23 protein-coding genes are annotated in these 19,826 nt (G+C 71.1%); 9 read left to right on the top strand and 14 right to left on the bottom strand.

The genetic code is table 11. The features are described from left to right. Window positions 1–36: 36 nt before the first annotated feature. From HJD23_RS38970 to HJD23_RS38955, 4 genes are all read right to left on the bottom strand, one after another. Window positions 37–999, bottom strand: coding sequence for an electron transfer flavoprotein subunit alpha/FixB family protein (locus tag HJD23_RS38970; protein WP_171107766.1), 963 nt, complete (start codon window positions 997–999; stop codon window positions 37–39). Window positions 1,000–1,060: 61 nt separating this feature from the next. Next, window positions 1,061–1,846, bottom strand: coding sequence for an electron transfer flavoprotein subunit beta/FixA family protein (locus HJD23_RS38965; RefSeq protein ID WP_171107764.1), 786 nt, complete (start codon window positions 1,844–1,846; stop codon window positions 1,061–1,063). Window positions 1,847–2,055: 209 nt separating this feature from the next. Continuing rightward, complete coding sequence (locus HJD23_RS38960) at window positions 2,056–2,574, bottom strand: flavin reductase family protein (protein ID WP_171107762.1); 519 nt, start codon at window positions 2,572–2,574, stop codon at window positions 2,056–2,058. Window positions 2,575–2,763: 189 nt separating this feature from the next. Beyond that, on the bottom strand, window positions 2,764–3,129 hold the full coding sequence (locus HJD23_RS38955) for a thioredoxin family protein (protein WP_171107760.1): 366 nt from the start codon (window positions 3,127–3,129) through the stop codon (window positions 2,764–2,766). Between the two features lie 401 nt (window positions 3,130–3,530). Here HJD23_RS38955 and HJD23_RS38950 point away from each other — a divergent pair, with 401 nt between their 5' ends. Then, entirely contained in the window at window positions 3,531–4,259 is a 729-nt protein-coding gene (locus HJD23_RS38950) for a lysophospholipid acyltransferase family protein (protein WP_171107758.1), read from the top strand. 205 nt (window positions 4,260–4,464) lie between these two features. On the opposite strand, the gene HJD23_RS38945 is transcribed toward HJD23_RS38950, so the two are convergent. The 5 genes from HJD23_RS38945 to HJD23_RS38925 all read right to left on the bottom strand — a co-directional run bounded on the left by HJD23_RS38945 (window position 4,465) and on the right by HJD23_RS38925 (window position 9,103). After that, window positions 4,465–5,175 carry a phenylalanine--tRNA ligase beta subunit-related protein gene (locus HJD23_RS38945; protein WP_171107757.1) on the bottom strand — a complete coding sequence of 237 codons (711 nt, stop codon included), beginning with the start codon at window positions 5,173–5,175 and terminating at the stop codon, window positions 4,465–4,467. Window positions 5,176–5,188: 13 nt separating this feature from the next. Continuing rightward, complete coding sequence (locus HJD23_RS38940) at window positions 5,189–5,761, bottom strand: transglutaminase domain-containing protein (RefSeq protein WP_171107755.1); 573 nt, start codon at window positions 5,759–5,761, stop codon at window positions 5,189–5,191. Window positions 5,762–5,853: 92 nt separating this feature from the next. Beyond that, window positions 5,854–6,924 carry a low specificity L-threonine aldolase gene (locus tag HJD23_RS38935; protein ID WP_171107752.1) on the bottom strand — a complete coding sequence of 357 codons (1,071 nt, stop codon included), beginning with the start codon at window positions 6,922–6,924 and terminating at the stop codon, window positions 5,854–5,856. Continuing rightward, window positions 6,921–7,667, bottom strand: a complete 747-nt coding sequence (locus HJD23_RS38930) for an SDR family NAD(P)-dependent oxidoreductase (RefSeq protein ID WP_171107750.1) — start codon at window positions 7,665–7,667, stop codon at window positions 6,921–6,923. Before HJD23_RS38930 ends, HJD23_RS38935 begins: the two co-directional genes overlap by 4 nt. A gap of 38 nt (window positions 7,668–7,705) precedes the next feature. Next, a complete protein-coding gene (locus tag HJD23_RS38925; protein ID WP_171107748.1) occupies window positions 7,706–9,103 on the bottom strand; it encodes a DUF6421 family protein in 1,398 nt (465 codons plus the stop codon). Between the two features lie 248 nt (window positions 9,104–9,351). On the opposite strand from HJD23_RS38925, the gene HJD23_RS38920 reads away from it, so the two are divergent. Beyond that, entirely contained in the window at window positions 9,352–10,035 is a 684-nt protein-coding gene (locus HJD23_RS38920) for a glycerophosphodiester phosphodiesterase family protein (protein WP_171107746.1), read from the top strand. Window positions 10,036–10,038: 3 nt separating this feature from the next. Here HJD23_RS38920 and HJD23_RS38915 read toward each other — a convergent pair whose 3' ends face one another. Next, complete coding sequence (locus HJD23_RS38915) at window positions 10,039–10,581, bottom strand: GNAT family N-acetyltransferase (protein ID WP_171107744.1); 543 nt, start codon at window positions 10,579–10,581, stop codon at window positions 10,039–10,041. Window positions 10,582–10,661: 80 nt separating this feature from the next. Between HJD23_RS38915 and HJD23_RS38910 the strand changes: the two genes are divergently transcribed. Further along, window positions 10,662–11,054 (top strand): VOC family protein, encoded by a 393-nt coding sequence (locus HJD23_RS38910; RefSeq protein WP_171107742.1) that lies wholly within the window; start codon window positions 10,662–10,664, stop codon window positions 11,052–11,054. Window positions 11,055–11,061: 7 nt separating this feature from the next. Here the strand turns inward: HJD23_RS38910 and HJD23_RS38905 are convergent, their stop codons facing one another. Then, a complete protein-coding gene (locus HJD23_RS38905) occupies window positions 11,062–11,976 on the bottom strand; it encodes a GNAT family N-acetyltransferase (protein ID WP_171107740.1) in 915 nt (304 codons plus the stop codon). Window positions 11,977–12,143: 167 nt separating this feature from the next. On the opposite strand from HJD23_RS38905, the gene HJD23_RS38900 reads away from it, so the two are divergent. Together HJD23_RS38900 and HJD23_RS38895 are read left to right on the top strand one after the other, a co-directional pair. Continuing rightward, window positions 12,144–12,908 (top strand): VOC family protein, encoded by a 765-nt coding sequence (locus HJD23_RS38900; protein ID WP_171107737.1) that lies wholly within the window; start codon window positions 12,144–12,146, stop codon window positions 12,906–12,908. 85 nt (window positions 12,909–12,993) lie between these two features. Continuing rightward, entirely contained in the window at window positions 12,994–14,046 is a 1,053-nt protein-coding gene (locus HJD23_RS38895; protein WP_171107735.1) for an aldo/keto reductase, read from the top strand. Window positions 14,047–14,068: 22 nt separating this feature from the next. Here the strand turns inward: HJD23_RS38895 and HJD23_RS44440 are convergent, their stop codons facing one another. Together HJD23_RS44440 and HJD23_RS43165 are read right to left on the bottom strand one after the other, a co-directional pair. Then, on the bottom strand, window positions 14,069–14,860 hold the full coding sequence (locus tag HJD23_RS44440) for a MarR family transcriptional regulator (protein WP_240980916.1): 792 nt from the start codon (window positions 14,858–14,860) through the stop codon (window positions 14,069–14,071). Continuing rightward, window positions 14,857–15,177, bottom strand: a complete 321-nt coding sequence (locus HJD23_RS43165; RefSeq protein WP_180687623.1) for a hypothetical protein — start codon at window positions 15,175–15,177, stop codon at window positions 14,857–14,859. Before HJD23_RS43165 ends, HJD23_RS44440 begins: the two co-directional genes overlap by 4 nt. A gap of 156 nt (window positions 15,178–15,333) precedes the next feature. Here HJD23_RS43165 and HJD23_RS38880 point away from each other — a divergent pair, with 156 nt between their 5' ends. The 4 genes from HJD23_RS38880 (at window position 15,334) to HJD23_RS38865 (ending at window position 18,323) form a co-directional block, all read left to right on the top strand. After that, window positions 15,334–15,888: a DUF5134 domain-containing protein gene (locus tag HJD23_RS38880; RefSeq protein WP_171107733.1), complete on the top strand. Its 555-nt coding sequence runs from the start codon at window positions 15,334–15,336 to the stop codon at window positions 15,886–15,888. Window positions 15,889–15,969: 81 nt separating this feature from the next. Continuing rightward, window positions 15,970–16,641 carry a phosphatase PAP2 family protein gene (locus HJD23_RS38875; protein ID WP_171107731.1) on the top strand — a complete coding sequence of 224 codons (672 nt, stop codon included), beginning with the start codon at window positions 15,970–15,972 and terminating at the stop codon, window positions 16,639–16,641. 82 nt (window positions 16,642–16,723) lie between these two features. Then, window positions 16,724–17,413, top strand: a complete 690-nt coding sequence (locus HJD23_RS38870) for an HAD-IA family hydrolase (RefSeq protein ID WP_171107729.1) — start codon at window positions 16,724–16,726, stop codon at window positions 17,411–17,413. 187 nt (window positions 17,414–17,600) lie between these two features. After that, the gene (locus HJD23_RS38865; protein ID WP_171107727.1) at window positions 17,601–18,323 is read left to right on the top strand and encodes a TetR/AcrR family transcriptional regulator; all 723 of its coding nucleotides are present in this window, start codon (window positions 17,601–17,603) and stop codon (window positions 18,321–18,323) included. On the opposite strand, the gene HJD23_RS38860 is transcribed toward HJD23_RS38865, so the two are convergent. Continuing rightward, window positions 18,299–19,813, bottom strand: coding sequence for a hypothetical protein (locus HJD23_RS38860; protein ID WP_171107725.1), 1,515 nt, complete (start codon window positions 19,811–19,813; stop codon window positions 18,299–18,301). The genes HJD23_RS38865 and HJD23_RS38860 overlap by 25 nt on opposite strands. Between the last annotated feature and the right edge of the window lie 13 nt (window positions 19,814–19,826).

The following is a 19,826-nucleotide window of genomic DNA, read 5'->3' as shown; positions in this document are numbered from 1 at the left end:
CGCCGGTCACGGGGGCCTCGTACAGCCTGCGGACGATCAGCCCTTGCGGGACTTGATCTCCTCGGTCAGCTGCGGGACCACGTCGAACAGGTCGCCGACGACGCCGTAGTCGACCAGCTCGAAGATCGGGGCCTCGGGGTCCTTGTTGACGGCCACGATGGTCTTCGAGGTCTGCATACCGGCCCGGTGCTGGATCGCGCCGGAGATGCCGGAGGCGATGTACAGCTGCGGCGAGACCGACTTGCCGGTCTGGCCGACCTGGTTGGTGTGCGGGTACCAGCCCGCGTCCACCGCGGCACGCGAGGCACCCACGGCCGCGCCGAGGGAGTCGGCGAGCGCCTCGATGAGCGCGAAGTTCTCCGCGCCGCCCACACCGCGGCCGCCGGAGACCACGATCGCGGCCTCGGTCAGCTCCGGACGGCCGGTCGACTCACGGGCGGTGCGGCCGGTGACCTTGGTGCCGGTGGCCTGGGCGGAGAAGGTCACCGACAGGGCCTCGACGGCGCCGGCGGCCGGCGCGGCCTCCACGGCGGCCGAGTTCGGCTTGACCGTGATGACCGGGGTGCCCTTGGAGACACGGGACTTGGTGGAGTAGGACGCGGCGAACACCGACTGCGTGGCCACGGGGCCCTCGTCGCCGGCCTCCAGGTCGACGGCGTCGGTGATGATGCCGGAGCCGATGCGCAGGGCCAGACGCGCGGCGATCTCCTTGCCCTCGGCGGAGGACGGCACCAGTACGGCGGCCGGGGAGACGGCCTCGTAGGCGGCCTGCAGGGCGTCCACCTTCGGGACGACCAGGTAGTCGGCGTACTCGGCGGCGTCGTGGGTGAGGACGCGGGTCGCGCCGTGCTCGGCGAGCGTGGCGGCGGTGTCGGCGGCGCCGTTGCCGAGGGCGACGGCGACGGGCTCGCCGATGCGACGGGCCAGCGTCAGCAGCTCCAGGGTGGGCTTGCGGACGGCACCGTCCACGTGGTCGACGTAGACGAGAACTTCAGCCATGGGACTTCTTCTCTCCTGCTTGCGAAGTGTGCGGGGCGGTCGGCGAAGTCGAGCTCAGGGCTCAGATGAACTTCTGGCTCGCGAGGAACTCAGCGAGCTGCTTGCCGCCCTCGCCCTCGTCCTTGACGATCGTGCCGGCCGTGCGGGCCGGGCGCTCGGCCGCGGCGTCGACCGTGGTGTAGGCGCCGTCCAGGCCGACCTCTTCGGCCTCGATGTCGAGGTCGGACAGGTCCCAGGACTCCACCGGCTTCTTCTTGGCGGCCATGATGCCCTTGAAGGACGGGTAACGCGCCTCGCCCGACTGGTCGGTGACGGACACGACGGCCGGAAGCGCGGCCTCAAGCTGCTCGGAGGCGGCGTCGCCGTCGCGGCGGCCCTTGACGGTGCCGTCCTCGACGGAGACCTCGGAGAGCAGGGTGACCTGCGGGACGCCCAGCCGCTCGGCGAGCAGCGCCGGTACGACGCCCATGGTGCCGTCGGTGGAGGCCATGCCGGAGATGACCAGGTCGTAGCCGGCCTTCTCGATCGCCTTGGCCAGCACCAGGGAGGTGCCGATGGCGTCGGTGCCGTGCAGGTCGTCGTCCTCGACGTGGATCGCCTTGTCGGCGCCCATCGAAAGGGCCTTGCGCAGCGCGTCCTTGGCGTCCTCGGGGCCGACCGTCAGGACGGTGACCTCGGCGTCGTCGGCGTCCTCGGCGATCTGCAGCGCCTGCTCGACCGCGTACTCGTCGAGTTCGGAGAGCAGACCGTCCACGTCGTCCCGGTCGACGGTCAGGTCATCGGCGAAGTGCCGGTCGCCAGTGGCGTCGGGCACGTACTTCACAGTGACAACGATCCTCAAGCTCACGCCGGCTCTCCTACTGCAATCGTCATTTTCAGGCTGCCTTCTTGCAGGCAGCATAGGCGCCTCTAGCGGCCGATCCCGGTCGGGGCGACCCGCGCTCCGAACGAGATATTACTCGTCAGTACACCCAGTGCATGCCCGCTAAGCAAGCGCTTTGAACTGTGACCTTCGCAACGCAGCGTAACCGGAACTGGACGATTCCGCAGGTGCGCTCAGTCACGCAACGCGGTGAAGCGTCCCTGGTGGTACAGCAGCGGCCGGCCCGCGCCGGCCGGGTCGCCGCCGACGACCTCCGCGAGCACGAGACGGTGGTCACCCGCGGGCACGCGCGCGTGCACCGCGCACACCAGCCAGGCCAGCACGCCGTCGAGCACGGGAACGCCCTCGGGGCCCTCGCGCCAGACAGTGGGCGCGCCGAACCGGTCGGCGCCGCTGCGCGCGAAGGTGGCCGCCAGCTCCTGCTGATGCTCACCGAGTATGTGGACGCCGACATGGTCGGCCCCGGAGATCGCCGCCCAGCTGGACGACCCCGTGCCGATCCCGAAGGAGAGCAGCGGCGGTTCGGCGGAGACCGAGGTGAGGGAGGTGGCGGTGAAGCCGACCGGGCCGGTGTCACCGCGTGCCGTGATCACCGCCACGCCGGCCGCGTGCCGCCGGAAGACGGCGCGGAACAGGTCGGGAGCGGCGGTTGACGGAGAGGCGGGTGCGGCGAGGCCGGGGGTGGCCGTCATGGAGTTGACCTTCTGCGGGGGACGACGAGCGGATCCTGGGCTGTTCAGCAACCCGGACAGCGCGCGCTCGCGGTGCGGACGAGGTCGACGTGGACCCGGCCGAAGAGAAGGACTTCCGAAGGCATAGGGTCAAGCTGACGATAGATGCCGCGCACAGTCAAGCGCGTCCCGGAATCCGGGATCTGGATCTCAGGCCCTGGGGCCTTCGATGGACCCGGGGCCCTCGACGCGCACAGCCTGCCCCAGCGCGGCGATCACATCGGCCTTGCGCGGCTGTCCCACGGCCCGCCGCACGACCCGGCCGTCGGCGTCCAGCACCAGCACGGTCGGGGTCTTGACGATGTCGAGCGTGCGCACGAGGGACAAATGTGCCTCGGCGTCGATCTCGACGTGGGTGACACCCGGGACCAGGTCGGCCACCTCGCCGAGGATGCGCCGGGTCGCCCGGCAGGGCGCGCAGAAGGCACTGGAGAACTGCACCAGCGTGGCCCGCTCACCGAGTTCGGCACCCAGTTCGGCCACACCGAGCCGCTTGCCCTCGTCACGCACGCGCACGCACCACCCGACCTGTCGCAACTCCCGCCATGCCCAGCACAAGCGTTCACGAGACCGCAGAGATTCCCGCCTCCCGGCGGCCTTTTCGCCGCGGAATTCTGGGCAGACCCTGGTGTTCGCGCTCGGCGCGGCGGGCGGCGTGGGCCATTCGCCGTACGGCCGGGCCTTCCACAGGGTGACAGGGGCGTCGGCCTGTCGGCTACACGCCGGGGCCCGTCCGGCTGGGGCTGGCTGCGTGGACCTGGGCGCCGACGTGACGAGGATCTCGCATCGGCCGGGCACCAGGACTGGCTCCCCGCCCGTTCTTGGGGCACGATCGGCGAGATGCCGTAACCTACGGCTGCGTAACTTGTCCGCCGGGAGTCCCTTCCCAGGCTGAGCAGGAAGGGTCCACCCCGCCCATGGCAGAACTCGTCTACCGTCCCGTCGTCGGTCTCGCGCGGACCTTGTTCAAGGTCTGGGACCTGAAGATCGACTGCCAGGGGTCGGAGAACATCCCGCGCTCGGGCGGCGCAGTGCTGGTGAGCAATCACATCAGCTATCTGGACTTCGTCTTCAACGGCCTGGCCGCGCTCCCCCAGAAGCGCTTGGTGCGCTTCATGGCGAAGGAGTCCGTCTTCCGGCACCGCATCTCCGGTCCACTGATGCGCGGCATGCGGCACATCCCGGTGGACCGCAAGCAGGGCGAGGCGGCCTATCAGCACGCTCTGGACTCGCTGCGCTCCGGCGAGATCGTCGGCGTGTTCCCGGAGGCCACGATCTCGCAGTCGTTCACTCTGAAGAGCTTCAAGTCGGGTGCGGCGCGGCTGGCCCAGGAGGCGGGCGTGCCGCTGATCCCGATGGCCGTGTGGGGCACGCAGCGGCTGTGGACCAAGGGCCACCCGCGCAACTTCAAGCGCAGCCACATCCCGGTCACGATCCGGGTCGGCGAGGCGGTCGACGCTCCCCGCGACCAGTACGCGGGCGCGATCACCCGCCGCCTGCGCGAGCGCGTCCAGGACCTGCTGGACGCGGCCCAGCGCGCCTACCCCGGACGCCCCCGCGGCACGGACGACGCCTGGTGGCTCCCCGCCCACCTCGGCGGCACCGCCCCCACCCCGGAACAGGTCCGCGAGGCCGAGGCGCGCTGACAGCCCGGCAACCGCCTGTCGCGCCGGGGTCGGGACTGGATGCCGGTACGCAGCACCTGCTCCGGAACGCTGCCCGGTGACTCCGCCTCCGACCGGCTCGGTTGCGGCGCCGAGCCGCTCAAGGACAGCCGGCGCCTACTCGGCGCGGCGAACCGCCCCGGCTCCGCGATCCCGCAGTGCCGGGAAGATCGGCGACGGCGACGGATCACCCCTGTGGCGGGATCGGGCCAGGATCGTGCACCGTGATCCGGGCGCCGGGGCTGAACTTCTCCAGGAGGGCGGCGAGTTCGGCGGCCGCCTCCTCGGCCTCGGCGACCGGCATCGGGGCCATGGTCTCCAGGAGGAAGATGCCCGAGACGGTCTCCTCGGTGAGCCGGGTGCGTGGGCCCTGGCGCCAGTTCCAGCGGCGGCAGGTGACCCCTGCCTCGTCGCGCCACACCACCTCGCCGGGGTCGGGGTGTTCCACGACCTCCTCGCCGCCGGCGACGGTCACGAAGTCCTCGTCGCCCGTGGCCCGCACCAGCCGCATCCCGCCCTCGATGCGGTCGATGTCCTCGCCGCCGACCGGGATCAGATGGGCGACGCTGATGGCGTTGTAGACGTCGACGAGGACGTTGATCCGGGGCAGACCGGCGTCCGTGAGGGCCCTCCTGGCCAGCGCCTCCGCAGAGTTGCGGGTGCGCGACGGCTTCGAACCGAACGCCGCGTACACCTCGCGCCAGGCGGCCATGTGCGGATCCTCGTGCGGGGCGCGCCCGCCCAGGCGTACGGCGAGACGGCGGGCCGCTTCGTCGAGGAGGGCCGAACTGTCGTCGGTGCTGGGACCGTTGACGAGTCCGTGCGCCTCGACGGCGACGTGGGTGAAGCCGGGTGCGAGTGCACGCACCTCGTCGGACACGGTCAGCGTGCCAGTCATGATCCGCCTTGCCTCAGAGTGCGGTGGGAAGGTGCTGCCAGAGGTACGGCCGGTCGGGGGCCGCCTTGAGTGCCTCCAGCACCATGGGATGCGGTGCAGCATACAAGACTGGATGGTCCAGCTCATTGGACTTCGGGTCGGGCGTGAAGGCCAGGCGCTCACCGTCCAGGGAGAACTGCGCGTCCACGCCCGGCTTGTTTCCGCGGGGGTCCTGCCGATGCCAGGCACCGTTGAAGCGGACGGCGACCAGCCCGTGCACCACGTCGAACCTCTGGTAGCACAGGGCGGTAGGGATGTCCTCGGCCCGCAGCAGTGCGGCCAGGGCGTGGGCCTTGGCGTAGCAGATGCCCGTGCGCCGCTCCAGGACGTCGGACGCACGCCAGGTGACGCGGAGATCGCCGGAGTCCTGGGAGTGCGGAATGGCGTCCCGAACGAATTCGAACGCCATCCGCGCATAGTCATACGAGTCAGCAGCCGATGCGGCGAGCCGCGCGGCCGTCTCCCGTACGCGCGGATGATCGTGGTCGATGGCCTCGTCGGCGGCCAGATAGGCGGACAGGTCGGGGTTTTCCTGGATCAGCTCCATGCCCGCAGAGCATAGAAACGCGATCACCCGAGAGTCAATGACTTTTCAGTTGACCGCATATCTATGCACTGGCTCCTCTGCAATACGCGGACTTACCGCGCCATCTCCTCCTTGAGCGCCGCGACGAACGCGTCCACGTCCTCCTCCGTCGTGTCGAAGGAGCACATCCAGCGCACATCACCGGCGGCCTCGTCCCAGAAGTAGAAGCGGAACCGCTTCTGCAGGCGCTCGCTCACGTCGTGCGGCAGCCGCGCGAAGACCGCGTTGGCCTGCACAGGGTGCAGCAGCTCGACACCGTGCACGGCGCGTACGCCCTCGGCGAGGCGCTGGGCCATCTCGTTGGAGTGCCGGGCGTTGCGCAGCCACAGGTCCCTGGCCAGCAGGGCCTCCAACTGCACCGACACGAAGCGCATCTTGGAGGCGAGCTGCATGGACAGCTTGCGCAGATGCTTCATATGACTGACGGCGTCCTGGTTGATGACCACGACGGCCTCACCGAACAGGGCGCCGTTCTTGGTGCCGCCCAGGGAGACGATGTCGACGCCGGCCGCGTTGGTGAAGGTCCGCATCGGGACGTCCAGGGAGGCGGCCGCGTTGGCGATGCGGGAGCCGTCCAGGTGGACCTTCATCCCGTGCGCGTGGGCGTGTTCGCAGATCGCCCGGATCTCGTCCGGCGTGTAGACCGTGCCCAGCTCGGTGGCCTGGGCTATGGAGACGACCTGCGGCATCGCACGGTGCTCGTCGTCCCAGCCGTACGCCTGCCGGTCGATCAGCTCGGGCGTGAGCTTGCCGTCGGGCGTGGGCACGGTGAGCAGCTTCAGCCCGCCGACCCGCTCCGGCGCCCCGCACTCGTCGACGTTGATGTGCGCGCTCTCGGCGCAGATCACCGCGCCCCAGCGGTCGGTGACCGCCTGCAGGGCGACGACGTTGGCGCCGGTGCCGTTGAACACCGGGAACGCCTCCGCCGTGGCACCGAAGTGGCTGCGGATGACGCGCTGGAGGTTCTCGGTGTACGCGTCCTCGCCGTACGCGACCTGGTGCCCGCCGTTGGCCAGGGCCAGGGCGGCGAGCACCTCCGGGTGGGCACCGGCGTAGTTGTCACTGGCGAAACCGCGGACCTCGGGGTCGTGATGGCGACGCGCGTCGGTCTTCGGGGGGTTCACGGCTTCTCGGTCAGCCACAGACGTTGTCCGTTCACTTCGGCGGCGGGCTTGTCCCAGACACCGGCGATGGCCTCCGCCAGGTCGTTGACGTCGGTGAAGCCCGCGAACTTCGCGTTGGGTCGCTCGGCGCGCATGGCGTCGTGCACCAGTGCCTTCACCACCAGGATGGCAGCCGCCGCGTTCGGCCCGTGCTCGCCCCCGGCCTTGCCGAAGTAGTCGGCCAGGGCCAGCGTCCACGCCTCGGCGGCGGCCTTGGCGGCGGCGTACGCGGCGTTGCCCGCGGTGGGCTTGCTGGCGCCGGCGGCGCTGATCAGGACGTACCGGCCGCGGTCGCTGCGCTGCAACGCCTCGTGGAAGGCGAGGGAGGTGTGCTGGACGGTGCGGATGAGCAGCAGCTCCAGCAGGTCCCAGTCGTCGAGCCGGGTCTTGGTGAAGGTCTCGCTGCCGCGCCAGCCGCCGACCAGGTGGACCAGGCCGTCGACGCGCCCGAAGTCCTTCTCGACGCGATTGGCCCAGTCCTGGGCGGCCTGCCGGTCGAGCAGGTCGACCGTGTCGCCGACGACGGTGGCGCCGCCGTGCGCGTAGCTGGCCGCGTCCACGGCCTCCGCCAGTCGCTCCGGGTCGTTGTCGGAGCCGACGACGGTCGCGCCCGCCTCGGCCAGCCGCAGCAGCGTCGCCCGGCCGGCGGGTCCGCCCGCGCCGGCCACCGCGATCACCGCACCGCTGAGAGCACCGTTCCCCATGGTCTTCGCCTCCTGAGCAGTGTTCTGGACGTGATCGCTCACGCGGCGACCCGCTCGGCGGTGTCCGCCGTGATGCCCCGGGTCGAGGCAATCACGTTCTTGAGTTTCTTGGACAGCGCTTCATAGAACATGCTCAGCGGAAACTCGTCCGGAAGCACGTCATCGACGAGCTTGCGCGGCGGCTGGGTCAGGTCCAGGGCGTCCGGGCCGTTGGCCCACTTGGAACCCGGGTGCGGGGCGAGGTAGGTGGAGACCAGCTCGTACCCGGCGAACCAGTGCACGAGCTTCGGGCGGTCGATGCCGTCCCGGTAGAGCTTCTCGATCTCGGCGCACAGCTGGTTGGTGACCTGCGGCGCGCGCTCCCAGTCGATGGACAGCTTGTTGTCGGTCCACCGGACGACGTCGTGCTTGTGCAGGTAGGCGAAGAGCAGCTGGCCGCCCAGGCCGTCGTAGTTGCGCACCCGCTCGCCGGTGACCGGGAAGCGGAACATACGGTCGAACAGCACCGCGTACTGCACGTCACGGGCCTGCGGAACGCCCTCGCCGGACAGCTTCACGGCCTCCTTGAAGGCGGTGAGGTCGCAGCGTAGCTCCTCCAGGCCGTACATCCAGAACGGCTGGCGCTGCTTGATCATGAACGGGTCGAACGGCAGGTCGCCGTGGCTGTGGGTGCGGTCGTGGACCATGTCCCACAGCACGAAGGCCTCTTCGCAGCGCTTCTGGTCGTGGACCATGGCGGCGATGTCCTCGGGCAGGTCCAGGCCCAGGATGTCGACGGCGGCCTCGGTGACCCGGCGGAAGCGGGCCGCCTCGCGGTCGCAGAAGATGCCGCCCCAGGAGAACCGCTCGGGCGCCTGGCGCACGGCGATGGTCTCGGGGAAGAGGACGGCGGAGTTGGTGTCGTAACCGGCCGTGAAGTCCTCGAAGGTGATGCCGCAGAACAGCGGGTTGTCGTAGCGGGTGCGCTCCAGCTCGGCCAGCCAGTCCGGCCAGACCATGCGCAGCACGACCGCTTCGAGGTTGCGGTCGGGGTTGCCGTTCTGGGTGTACATCGGGAAGACGACCAGGTGCTGCAGGCCGTGCTGCCGGTTCGCGGCGGGCTGGAAGGCGAGCAGTGAGTCCAGGAAGTCGGGCACCTGGAAGCCGTCGTCGGCCCAGCGGCGCAGGTCCTGCACGAGGGCCGCGTGGTAGGCGGCGTCGTGCGGCAGCAGCGGGGACAGTTCCTCGACGGCGTCGACGACACGCCGTACGGCGAGCTCGGCCTCCGCCGGGTCGGGGGCGCCCTCGGCCTCGAAGTCGATCGATCCGTCCTTGGACTGCCATGGCCGGATCTGCTCCACGGCATCCTTGAGCACGGGCCACGCCGGGTGCTCAACCACCCTGGTCACGGGAGGAACCTTCTCCTCCGCGCCCACCTGCACAAGAATTTCCGTCATGTCCCATCCTCCACGGGAGAACCTCGCGTAAGGAGACCGTATACACACCAGCTTTCACCCAGCAAGGGGACCCCCGGGAAATTATTCTGCGCCACCCCCGCCTTCACCGCACTTTTTCCTGTGGGACACGGCGACCTCGAATACACATCGCCCCGTCGTCACGCTCTGCCCGGCACGGTCCCGGGCGATACGGTCCACAGGTGGCCGCGACGCCACCCCCGCCGCCGTCGACGGAAGCGAGTCGAACCTTGAACTTCCTCACCATCGGTCACCGCGGAGTCATGGGAGTGGAGCCCGAGAACACCCTCCGGTCCTTCGTCGCCGCTCAGGAGGCCGGTCTCGACGCGATCGAACTCGACCTGCATCTGAGCAAGGACGGCGCCCTCGTCGTCATGCACGACACCGACGTGGACCGTACGACGGACGGCTCGGGGCCGATCGCCGAGAAGTCCCTCGCCGAGCTGCGCGCCCTGGACGCGGGCCGGGGCGAGCGGATCCCGGTGTTCGAGGAGGTCCTGGACGCGGTCCGGTCGCCGCTGCAGGCGGAGATCAAGGACGTGCGGGCGGCACGGGCGCTGGCCGAGGTGATGCGGGAGCGGGATCTGACCGGCCGGGTGGAGGTCTCCTCGTTCCACCAGGAGGCGGTCGCCGAGATCGCCCGGCTGGTGCCCGGCGTACGCACCGCGCTGATCGCGAGCCGGTACGGCACGGACGTCGTGGAGCGCGCCGTCGGGGCCGGTGCGGCGACCGTCTGCCTCAACATCCGCAGGCTCACCCTGGAGGTCGTGGAGCACGCGCGCGGGGCGGGCCTGCGGATCATCGGCTGGGTGGTGAACACGCAGGAGCACCTGCGTCTGGTACGAGCGCTGGAACTGGACGGCGCGACGACCGACTACCCGGAGATCAAGCGCACCGGCCGGTTCACGGCGTAGGCCCTACGCGAGTTCCTTGACCAGCAGTTCGAACTGCAGGTCGTCGCGCTGCGGAATGCCGAACCGCTCGTCGCCGTACGGGAACGGCGTCATCCGCCCCGTACGGCGGTAGCCGCGCCGCTCGTACCAGGCGATGAGGTCCTCGCGTACGGAGATCACGGTCATGTGCATCTCCGTGGCGCCCCAGGTCTCGCGGACCTGCCGCTCCGCCTCCGCGATGATCACCTTGCCCAGGCCGGAGCCCTGGAGCAGGGGGCTGACCGCGAACATGCCGAAGTAGGCGTGGTCGCCACGGTGTTCGAGCTGGCAGCAGGCGACGACGGTGCCGTCCCGCTCCACGGTCAGCAGCCTGCTGTCCGGCGCCTTGATGACCGCCAGCACGCCCTCGGGATCGGTCCGCTGCCCTTGGAGGATGTCCGCCTCGGTGGTCCACCCGGCCCGGCTGGAGTCGCCCCGGTAGGCCGACTCGATCAGTGCGACCAGCGTGTCCACATCGGCGTCGATGGCGTCACGGAAGGTCAGTGAGTGGGCGGTGGCGCTGTCCATGAGCTTGTCTCTCCGAATTCTCCGGCGCGGCACGGGGCATCGACGAGCCTAACGCCGCCGCTGGCCTAGGCTCCGGGTGCATGGTGCATGTACTGAGCGGGCGGATCCTGCTGCGCCCCACCGACCCCGAGCGGTCCCGTGTCTTCTACGGCGAGCAGCTGGGGCTCGCCGTCTACCGCGAGTTCGGCACCGGGCCGGACCGCGGCACCGTCTACTTCCTCGGCGGCGGCCACCTGGAACTCTCCGGCCGCTCCGAGAGCCCGCCGTCGCCGGCCGTACGGCTGTGGCTGCAGGTCGACGACGTGGCCGCCGCGCACGACGAGCTGCGGGGCAAGGGCGTGGAGATCGTGCGGCCGCCGGTCCGCGAGCCATGGGGACTGATCGAGATGTGGATCGCGGATCCGGACGGCGTGCCGATCGTGCTGGTGGAGGTGCCGGCGGATCATCCGATCCGGTACCGGCCGGGCATCTGACGCCCTCTCACACCGGGCGGTGCTCCCAGCCGCGGTCGGTGCGGGTCAGCTCCCGGAAACCCGCCTCGGTGAGCCGGTCGATCGCCGTACGATCCTCGGCCGCCTCGTAGGCCAGGACGCGGTCCGCGCCGCACAGGCGGAGCCAGTCGGCGGCCTGGGCGAGCAAGCGGCGCTCCCAGCCCTCCGCCCGGCGGGACGGCTCGACGTGCAGGTTGCCGACGTCCGCGAGACCGCCGGCCCTTACGTGCCGCTCGGGCCGGGCGAGCGCCGTGTCCACCTCGACGAAACCGACGGCGCGCCCGTCGTCGTACGCCGTCCAGCGGGTACCGCACTCCCCGAGCGTGCGCTCGTACGTCACACCCGGCCGGCGTTCCGGCCGGGGCAGGTCGGCGACGCGGGCGATGAGCAGCACTTCCGTGCCGCCGGTGTGGCGGAACCCGGCGCGCTCGTAGACGGACCGGACGTGCGGCCAGGGCCGGGGCAGCCCGTACACGGCCGGGGCCGCGAGCGCGCCGTCGGCGTACCGCACCCGGACCTGCCAGCGGGCCAGCCGGGCGAGGCAGGCCTGCATGAGCAGGTCGGCGGCCCGCTCGGTGTCCGGTCGGAACGAGGCCGCGGGGGCGCACACGAACCAGCGGATCTCACCGGCGTCGCGGTAGTGCTCGCCGATCTCTGCGTCGGCGCGGTAACGCAGCAGATGGGCGGCGGCCACGATGGAGCCGCGCTGTTCGGCGACCAGCGTGACCCGCTCGCTCACCCACGGGTCGGTGATGAACTCGTCGGGCTCCCGCTCCAGCGCGCTGAGCACGGTGTTGACGGAGACGGAGACACCGGGGACGACGGCGGCGACGTGCGCGTTGACCAGTTCGGTGAGCTGGTCGCGGTCGTCACGGCGGAAGGGGCGCACCTGGGGCGCGGACATGCGGAACCTCCGGGCAGGGGTGATCGTCTGGAGGCCGCCATGCGGTGCGGTACGCGAGGGATCGTACGTCGGCGGCGGCGCCGGGCGCGAGAAGGTTTCCGGATGGCCGCTGTCAGTGGGCGGGGCTAGCGTGCTGGTGGAGGTTCGCGCTGCGGAAGGAACGTCGGATGAAGCTCGACAAGCCGGTGGTCGGCGGCCCCTGCTGGGTCGAACTGGGCACGAGTGACATGGACGGGGCCAAGCGGTTCTACGCCGAGCTGTTCGGCTGGCGGTCCGAGACCGACGTCCGCGAGGAGGCGGGCGGTTACACGGTCGCGCACCTGGACGACGCGGCGGTGGCCGCGCTGACGCCGCTGTACCAGGAGGGGCAGCCGGTCGCGTGGACCGTGTCGTTCGCCGTCCGGGACGCCGACGAGACCGCGCAGCAGATCACGGCGGCCGGCGGGACGGTGCTGATGGGCCCGATGGACGTGTTCGACATGGGCCGCTTCGCGGTGGCCGCCGACCCGGCCGGCGCCGCCTTCACGTTGTGGCAGCCACGGGCCTTCGAGGGCGCCGGACTGTTCAACGCGCCCGGCGCGCTGGGCTGGGTCGAACTGCTCACCCGGGAGCCCGCACGCGCACGCGACTTCTACACGACCGTCTTCGGCTGGACCATCAACGCCTCGGAGAACTACACCCAGTGGGGCATCGCCGGTCAGGACTTCGGCGGCCTGATGATCATGGACGACAAGTTCCCGCACGAGGTGCCGCCGCACTGGCTGCCGTACTTCGCGGTGGCCGACGTCGACGCCACCGCCGCGACGGCGATCAGGGCGGGCGGCACGGCCCTGATGGAGCCCACCTCCGTGCCGGACGGTCCGCGCATCGCGGTACTGCGCGATCCGCAGGGCGCGGTCTTCGGCGTCTACCTCGCGGGTGACGAGGGCTGAGCCGACGGCCAGGGTTTTGCGCTGGAGTGCGCTCCAGCTCCTAGGGTCGAGGGCACGACCTGACGTCCCCGGAGGGGAGCGCATCGTGCGTTACACACTGTTCGGCAAGACCGGTCTGCGCGTGAGCGAGCTTAGCCTCGGCGCCATGACCATCGGCGAGGACTGGGGCTGGGGCGCCGACCAGGACACCAGCAAACGGATCCTCAACACCTACGCGGACGCGGGCGGGAACTTCATCGACACCGCCAACATCTACACGGACGGCAGTTCGGAGCGCATTCTCGGTGGCCTGCTGGAGGGGCGGCGCGACGAGTTCGTGCTGGCCAGCAAGTACACGTGCGGCATCCGCGACGGTGACGTCAACGCCGCGGGCAACCACCGCAAGAACCTGGTGCAGTCGGTGGAGGCCAGCCTGGAGCGGCTGCGCACCGACCGGCTCGACGTGCTGTGGGTGCACGCGCGGGACAACTTCACCCCGGTCGACGAGGTGATGCGGGCGCTGGACGACCTCGTACGGACCGGGAAGGTGCTGTACGTCGGCGTCTCGGACTGGCCGGCCTGGGAGATCGCGCAGGCCAACACGCTGGCCGAGCTGCGGGGCTGGACGGCGTTCGCGGGGTCGCAGCTGTTGTACAACCTGCTGGAGCGCACGCCCGAGCGTGAACTGCTGCCGCAGGCGCGGGCATTCGACCTCGCCGTGCTGGCGTGGGGGCCGCTCGGGTCCGGGAAGCTCACCGGGAAGTACCGGCGCGGCGAGGCGGGGCGGCTGGACGTCACCGGCGGCACGGTCGACGCACGCGAGGAGGCCATCGTGACGGCGGTCCTTCAGATCGCCGAGCAGGGCGGCTGGAGCCCGGCACAGGTGGCGCTGGCCTGGCTGCTGGGGCGGCCCGGCAACATCGTCCCCATCATCGCCGCCACCAAGGAGGGCCAGCTCGCCGACAATCTCGGGGCGGTCGACGTCCGGCTGGACGCGGACGCCGTCGCCCGCCTCGACGAGGTGAGCGCGCTGCCGCTGGGCTTCCCGCACGACTTCGTCCGGGAGCCGGGCATCACGCGGAACATCTACGGCGACCGCTGGACCGAGATCGACGACCGGCGCTCCACGCACCGGCGGACGGTGCACGACGTGCTGTGACGTCCCGAGGCGTTGAGGATGCTCACCCCCGCAGCGCGCCCAGGCGCCCCTCCAGCTGGCCGAGCAAATCCCCCAGCAGGGCGGCTAGTTCGCCCTGCTGCGGCGCGTCGAGACCGGACAGTACGGCGCTCTCGTAGGCGAGCTGCTCGGGGAGGATGGCGTCGACGAGGTCCCGTCCGGCGTCCGTGAGCCGGACGTGGGCGACGCGGCGGTCACGGTGGTCGCCGCGCCGCTCGACCAGGGCGCGTACGGTGAGCTGCTTGAGGCGTTTGGTGACGGCGGCACCGGAGGAGAAGGTCTCGCGGGCCAGTTCGCCGGGGGTCAGCTCATGTCCCGTGCGGCGCAGCGCGGCGAGCAGGTCGAACTCCGGCCGACTGAGCCCGGCCCGGCGCAGCGGGGCGTCCTCGGCCTGCTGGAGGAGGGCGGCACAGCGGTTGACCCGGCCGATGATCTCCATGGGGCCGGTGTCGAGCTCGGGGTGCACGGCGTGCCACTGACGAACGACGGCGGCGACGGTGTCACGCCGGGCGGGGACGGCGGGGCCTGCCGTGCCAGCGGCGCGGTCCGTGCCGTCGGCCGACGCGGCGCCGCCGGTGGGCGCGGTGCCGCCGGTGGGCGCGGCGCCGCCGGTGCGATCTGTGCCGCCGGGGCCAGCCGCACCGGCCGGGCCGACCGTGCCGCCGGTCGACGCGGTGCCGCCGGTGCGATCTGTGCCGCCGGTGATGCCACGTCGGCCCGCGTCACCCGCGCCGCGCGGCTCCGCCGCGCCCGCCGCGTCTCCCCCGTCGGCCTCCCGCCCGTTCGTCCCCGTCATGGCCGTGCGTCCTCCGTCGTCCTGTCCGCGTCCCGGTCCAGGGGCAGCCCCTGGCGTCGTACCGTCGCCGCGAGCGTACGGTGTCCTGCCTGTTCGGCGTGGACGACCCGCTCCTGGGCCAGAGCGCAGCCGGGGGCGGTGCGGGCGGCGATCGGGCCGAGCGACGCGAGGGCGCGCCGCAACGGCCGGTGCGGTGCGGCCGGTTCGACGTCCACGCCGAGCAGTTCGGCGGCGTCCGGGTCCCCCGCGTACGGCACGGGCCGGGTGCCGCGCAGCTCGCGTGCCCAGGCGCGCAGCCGTGGGGTCGCGCTGCTCATGGAAACAGATCAGCTTGTGTTTTATTCGTAAACGAAATCGGCATTCGCTCCCCGAGCGCTCCCCGCGTACACCCTTGCGCTCGCGTGAGCGCCGCATGAATCGGGCATCTCTCTCCATCGGCATCCCTTGACCGACCGTCGAGCGGGGAGGTGCGGGTGCACGGACCTGCCGCGCCGGGCTGGCTGCTGGTCGCGCTGTGCGCGGCGACCGGCGCCTACTGCCTGCTACGCCTGCGCAGCGGTGTCGAGGAGCAGCGCCGTAGCGCGGGCGACGAGGCGCTGATGGGCTTCGGCATGGCCGCGATGGCCGTACCGGCCGCGGTGTTCACCCCACCACAGTGGGCCTGGCCCGGCTACGCCGTCGTCTTCGGCGCGGCGGCCCTGCGCGCCCTGTGGGCGGCACGCACCGGCAGGCACCACCTGCACCACCTGGTGGGCGCCTCGGCCATGGTGTACATGGCGTTGGCGATGGCCGACTCCCCCGCCGCCGCACAGGGACACGGACACGGCGGCTCCGGACTCCCGCTGGTCACCGGCGCGCTGCTGCTCTACTTCACCGGATACGTCCTGCTGAGCGGAGCCAGGCTGATCCCGGTACCCGCCGGGGCGGGCGGCCCGCGTCCCACCGGGTGGGGCGACCGGCCCGAACTGGCGCGGGCCTGCCGCCTGTCGATGGGCATCGCCATGGTCGCGATGCTCATCACGCTCTGACGGCGCTCACATCAAGCCTTCCTGCGCCCCAGCACCCTCGGTCATTGGCATGCTGCCCCAAGAATCAGCAAAGATCTCACCATGCACACCCCAGCCGTCGAGTCCCCGCCCCGTCCCTCCGACCATCACACGGCCCTTCGTGCCGGGCTCGCGCTGGCGTCGATCTCGCTGCTGCTCCTCGTCCTGGTCGCCGCCGAATGGGGGCCGGTGCTCGTCCTCGACCGCGAGGTCTCCCGGACCACACACCGCTGGGCAGTCAAGGAGTCCGGGCTCACGCAGACGTGCCGGATCCTCACGGACTGGGTCTGGGACCCGCAGACGATGCGCATCCTGTGCGCGGGTGCCGTGCTGTGGCTGGTGTGGCGGCGCGCGGCGCGGTGGACGGCGGTGTGGCTGGTGGTCACCGTGGCGGTGGGCACCGGCGTACAGCAGACCACGAAGGCCGCGGTCGGCCGCGCACGGCCCGTCTGGCCCGACCCTGTCGACTCGGCCAACTACGCGGCGTTCCCGTCCGGCCACGCCATGACCGCCGTGGTGGTCCCGGGCCTGCTGCTGTGGCTCCTGCACCACTACGGCGCCGGCCGCGCCCTGTTCCGTACGGCCCTCGCCGTGGCCGTGGTGTCGGTGGTCGGCGTCGGCCTGACCCGTGTGTGGCTCGGCGTGCACTGGCCGACGGACGTGGTCGCCGGGTGGCTGCTCGGGGCGATGGTGGTGGCCCTGGCCGTGGCGGTCCACAAGCGCTGGCATCCCTGACCGGAGGGCCATGCGCCACGGCAGCTTCGCGTGCGGCGCCGTTGCCCGCACGGCGTCGCGCGTCGGCCCATAGGATCACCGCATGACCGCCGTGCTGTTCGACTTCTCCGGAACCCTCTTCCGTGTCGAGTCCACCGAGGCCTGGCTGCGTGCCGTACTCGCCGAGGCCGAAGTCGCGCTGACCGAACCCGAGTTCACCAAGACGGCGCAGGCACTGGAGGCCGCGGGCGCGCTGCCCGGCGGGGCGTTCCCGCAGCACATCCCCGCCGAACTCGCCGACGTGTGGGAGGTCCGCGACCAGACCCCCGAGGAGCACCGGGCCGCCTACACCGGCCTTTCCCGTCAGGTTCCGCTGCCCGACCCCCGGTTGCACGACGCGCTCTACGAGCGCCACATGTCGCCGGACGCGTGGGCGCCGTACCCGGACGCCGCCGAGGTGCTGGGCACGCTGCGCGAGCGCGGGGTCGGCGTCGGCGTGGTCAGCAACATCGGCTGGGACCTGCGCCCGGTATTCCGCGCGCACGGGCTCGACCAGTACGTGCACACGTACGCCCTGTCCTACGAGCACGGCATCCGCAAGCCGGACCCACGGCTGTTCGCGGCCGCCTGCGCCGATCTCGGCGCCGACCCGCGCGAGGTGCTGATGGTGGGTGACGACCGGCGGGCGGACGGCGGCGCGACGGCGCTGGGCTGCGCGGTGCACTTCGTGGACCATCTGCCGGCCGACCGACGGCCGGACGGACTGCGCCCGGTCCTGGGCCTGGTCCGCTGATCCCGGCTCGGCCGGGGTCGCTGATCCCGGCCCGGTCGTGTGCTGATCCCGCAAGACCACCGCCCACCCCGGACGATCCCCCGCGTCGCCCGGGGCAGGACGGCACTGCCGGCACCGGCCGTTCGTGGGCCGGTCCGGACGTGCTGATTATAGTTGGCTGGCAGCCAGTCAACGCAGGAGTTACAGCATGACCCCCCGTAGCGCCTCGGTCAATGAAGAGTTGCGGCGGCGTTCCCGGGAACGGCTTCTGCAGGCGGCGGTCGAGCTGGTGAGCGAGCGGGGGTACGAGGCGACGACGCTCGGGGACATCGCGGACCGGGCCGGATCGGCGCGGGGTCTGGTGTCGTACTACTTCCCGGGCAAGCGCCAGCTGGTGCAGTCAGCCGTGCACCGGCTGATGCACCGCACCCTGGAGGAGGCGCTGGAGCGGGAGCCGCGCACCGAGGACGGCCGGGAGCGGATGGCGCGGGCCATCGACGCGATCCTGGGGCTGGCCCGGGACCGGACCGTGCTGATGCGCCAGCACATGGCGGGTCTGCTGGACACCGAGGGTTTCGTGCAGTGCCCGGAGCAGCAGCGGCTGGCGGAACTGCTGCGGGACACCGTCGCCCGGCACGGCTCGTGCGACATCGCGACCGACTATCCGATGCTGCGCGCGCTGCTCATGGGCGCCGTCTACGCGATGGTGCTGCCGAACGTGGGGATGCCGATCACTCCCCTGCGCGCCGAGCTGTTCCGGCGCTACCAGCTCGACTGGGAGCTGGGGGTCCCGCCGGACGCCGAGGCGCCCGGCGGGACGTGCGACGCGGATGTGTCCCGCTTCTTCGCGACGGGGGTGGGCGGAGCGACCGGAACGCCGGGTGCGCCCCTGCCGCCCGCCGAGGATCAGTCGTCGTCGAAGCCGACGTAGTCCGGCTGCGTCTGCACATTCAGCTCACTCAGCTTGACCCAGCGTGCGGGATCCGTGCGCCGGTCGCTGAGCTTCAGGACGTCGAAGCCCTTCGCCATGTCGTTCGAGTAGATGTAGCCGTTGTAGTAGTACGCGGACCACGAGCCGCCGCTCGTGAGGCGCTCGGTGCTGATCGGACCGCGCTCGAAGTAGGCGATCTCCTTCGGGCGCGAGGAGTCGGTGAAGTCCCAGACCGAGACACCTCCCTGGTACCAGGCCTGGACCATGATGTCCCTGCCCCTGACCGGGATCAGCGAGCCGTTGTGGGCGACGCAGTTCTCGGTGTCCGCCTGGTGCCGGGGGATCTTGTAGTAGCTGCGGAAGACGAGCTTGCGCTTGTCTCCCTTGCCGACGATGTCGTAGATGCCGTCGGCGCCGCGGTTCGGGCCGATCTCCGCGTTGCAGGTGGCCGCGCCACCGCCACCCAACTCGTCGGTGAAGACGACCTTGTTGGCCTTCTGGTTGAAGGTCGCCGAGTGCCAGAACGCGAAGTTGACGTTGTCCTGCACCCGGTCGATGACCTTCGGGCGCTCCGGGTCCTTGATGGAGAGCAGGATGCCGTCACCCATGCAGGCGCCCGCCGCGAGGTCCTTCGAGGGCAGCACGGTGATGTCGTGGCAGCCGGTGGTCTTGGAGACACCCGGGTTGGTGGGTCCGCCCGGGTTGCCGCCGCCGTCGGGGCCCTCGCCCGGGAAGAGCACCGGGAAGCCGACGACCGCCGCCTTCTCGGGGGCGCGGCGCGGCACCTTGATGACCGAGATGCCGTCGTGCGGCGGTTGGCAGTCGGGGTAGGCGGCGTTGGGCGAGTACGAGGAGACGTAGATGTAGATGTTTCGGCGCTCGGGCACCAGCGTGTGGGTGTGCGAGCCGCAGGCGGTCTCGACGGCGGCGACGTACCTCGGGTTCCGCTTGTCGCTGATGTCGAAGACCTTCATGCCCTCCCAGGAGGACTTCTCGGTCACCGGCTGCGAGGTGCTGCTGCAACTGCTGTCGCTGCGCGAGGAGTCGGTGGACAGGAACAGCAGGTCGCCGGAGACGGAGATGTCGTTCTGCGAGCCGGGGCACAGCACTTGGGCGACCGTCCTGGGTGCCCTCGGGTTGCTGATGTCGAAGATGCGGAAGCCGTCGTAGTTGCCGGCGAAGGCGTATCGGCCCTGGAACGCCAGGTCCGAGTTGGTGCCGGGCAGTACGTCCTTGGGGATGTTGGTCAGGTGCTCGACGTTGGCGGAGTGGACGATCTCGTCCTGGCCGGGTATCTCGCCGGATTCCAGCGCCTTGCGCACCTCGGCCTGGGTGCTGCGGGAGACCTCCTTCTCGGCCGGCGGGCCGTCCCCCGGATCGGGGACCGCGGTCGCCGGGTGGGCCGTCAGGAGCGCGGCCAGCAGTCCGGCTGCGGCGGTGGCAACGCCGAGACGTCTGAGCCGCGTTCGGGGATCGTTCGACAGGATCACTGCGTCTTCCCTT

This window comes from Streptomyces sp. Z423-1 (assembly GCF_013009255.1).
Taxonomy (GTDB): Bacteria; Actinomycetota; Actinomycetes; order Streptomycetales; family Streptomycetaceae; genus Streptomyces; species Streptomyces gossypiisoli.
This window is presented reverse-complemented; position numbering and strand designations above follow the sequence as displayed.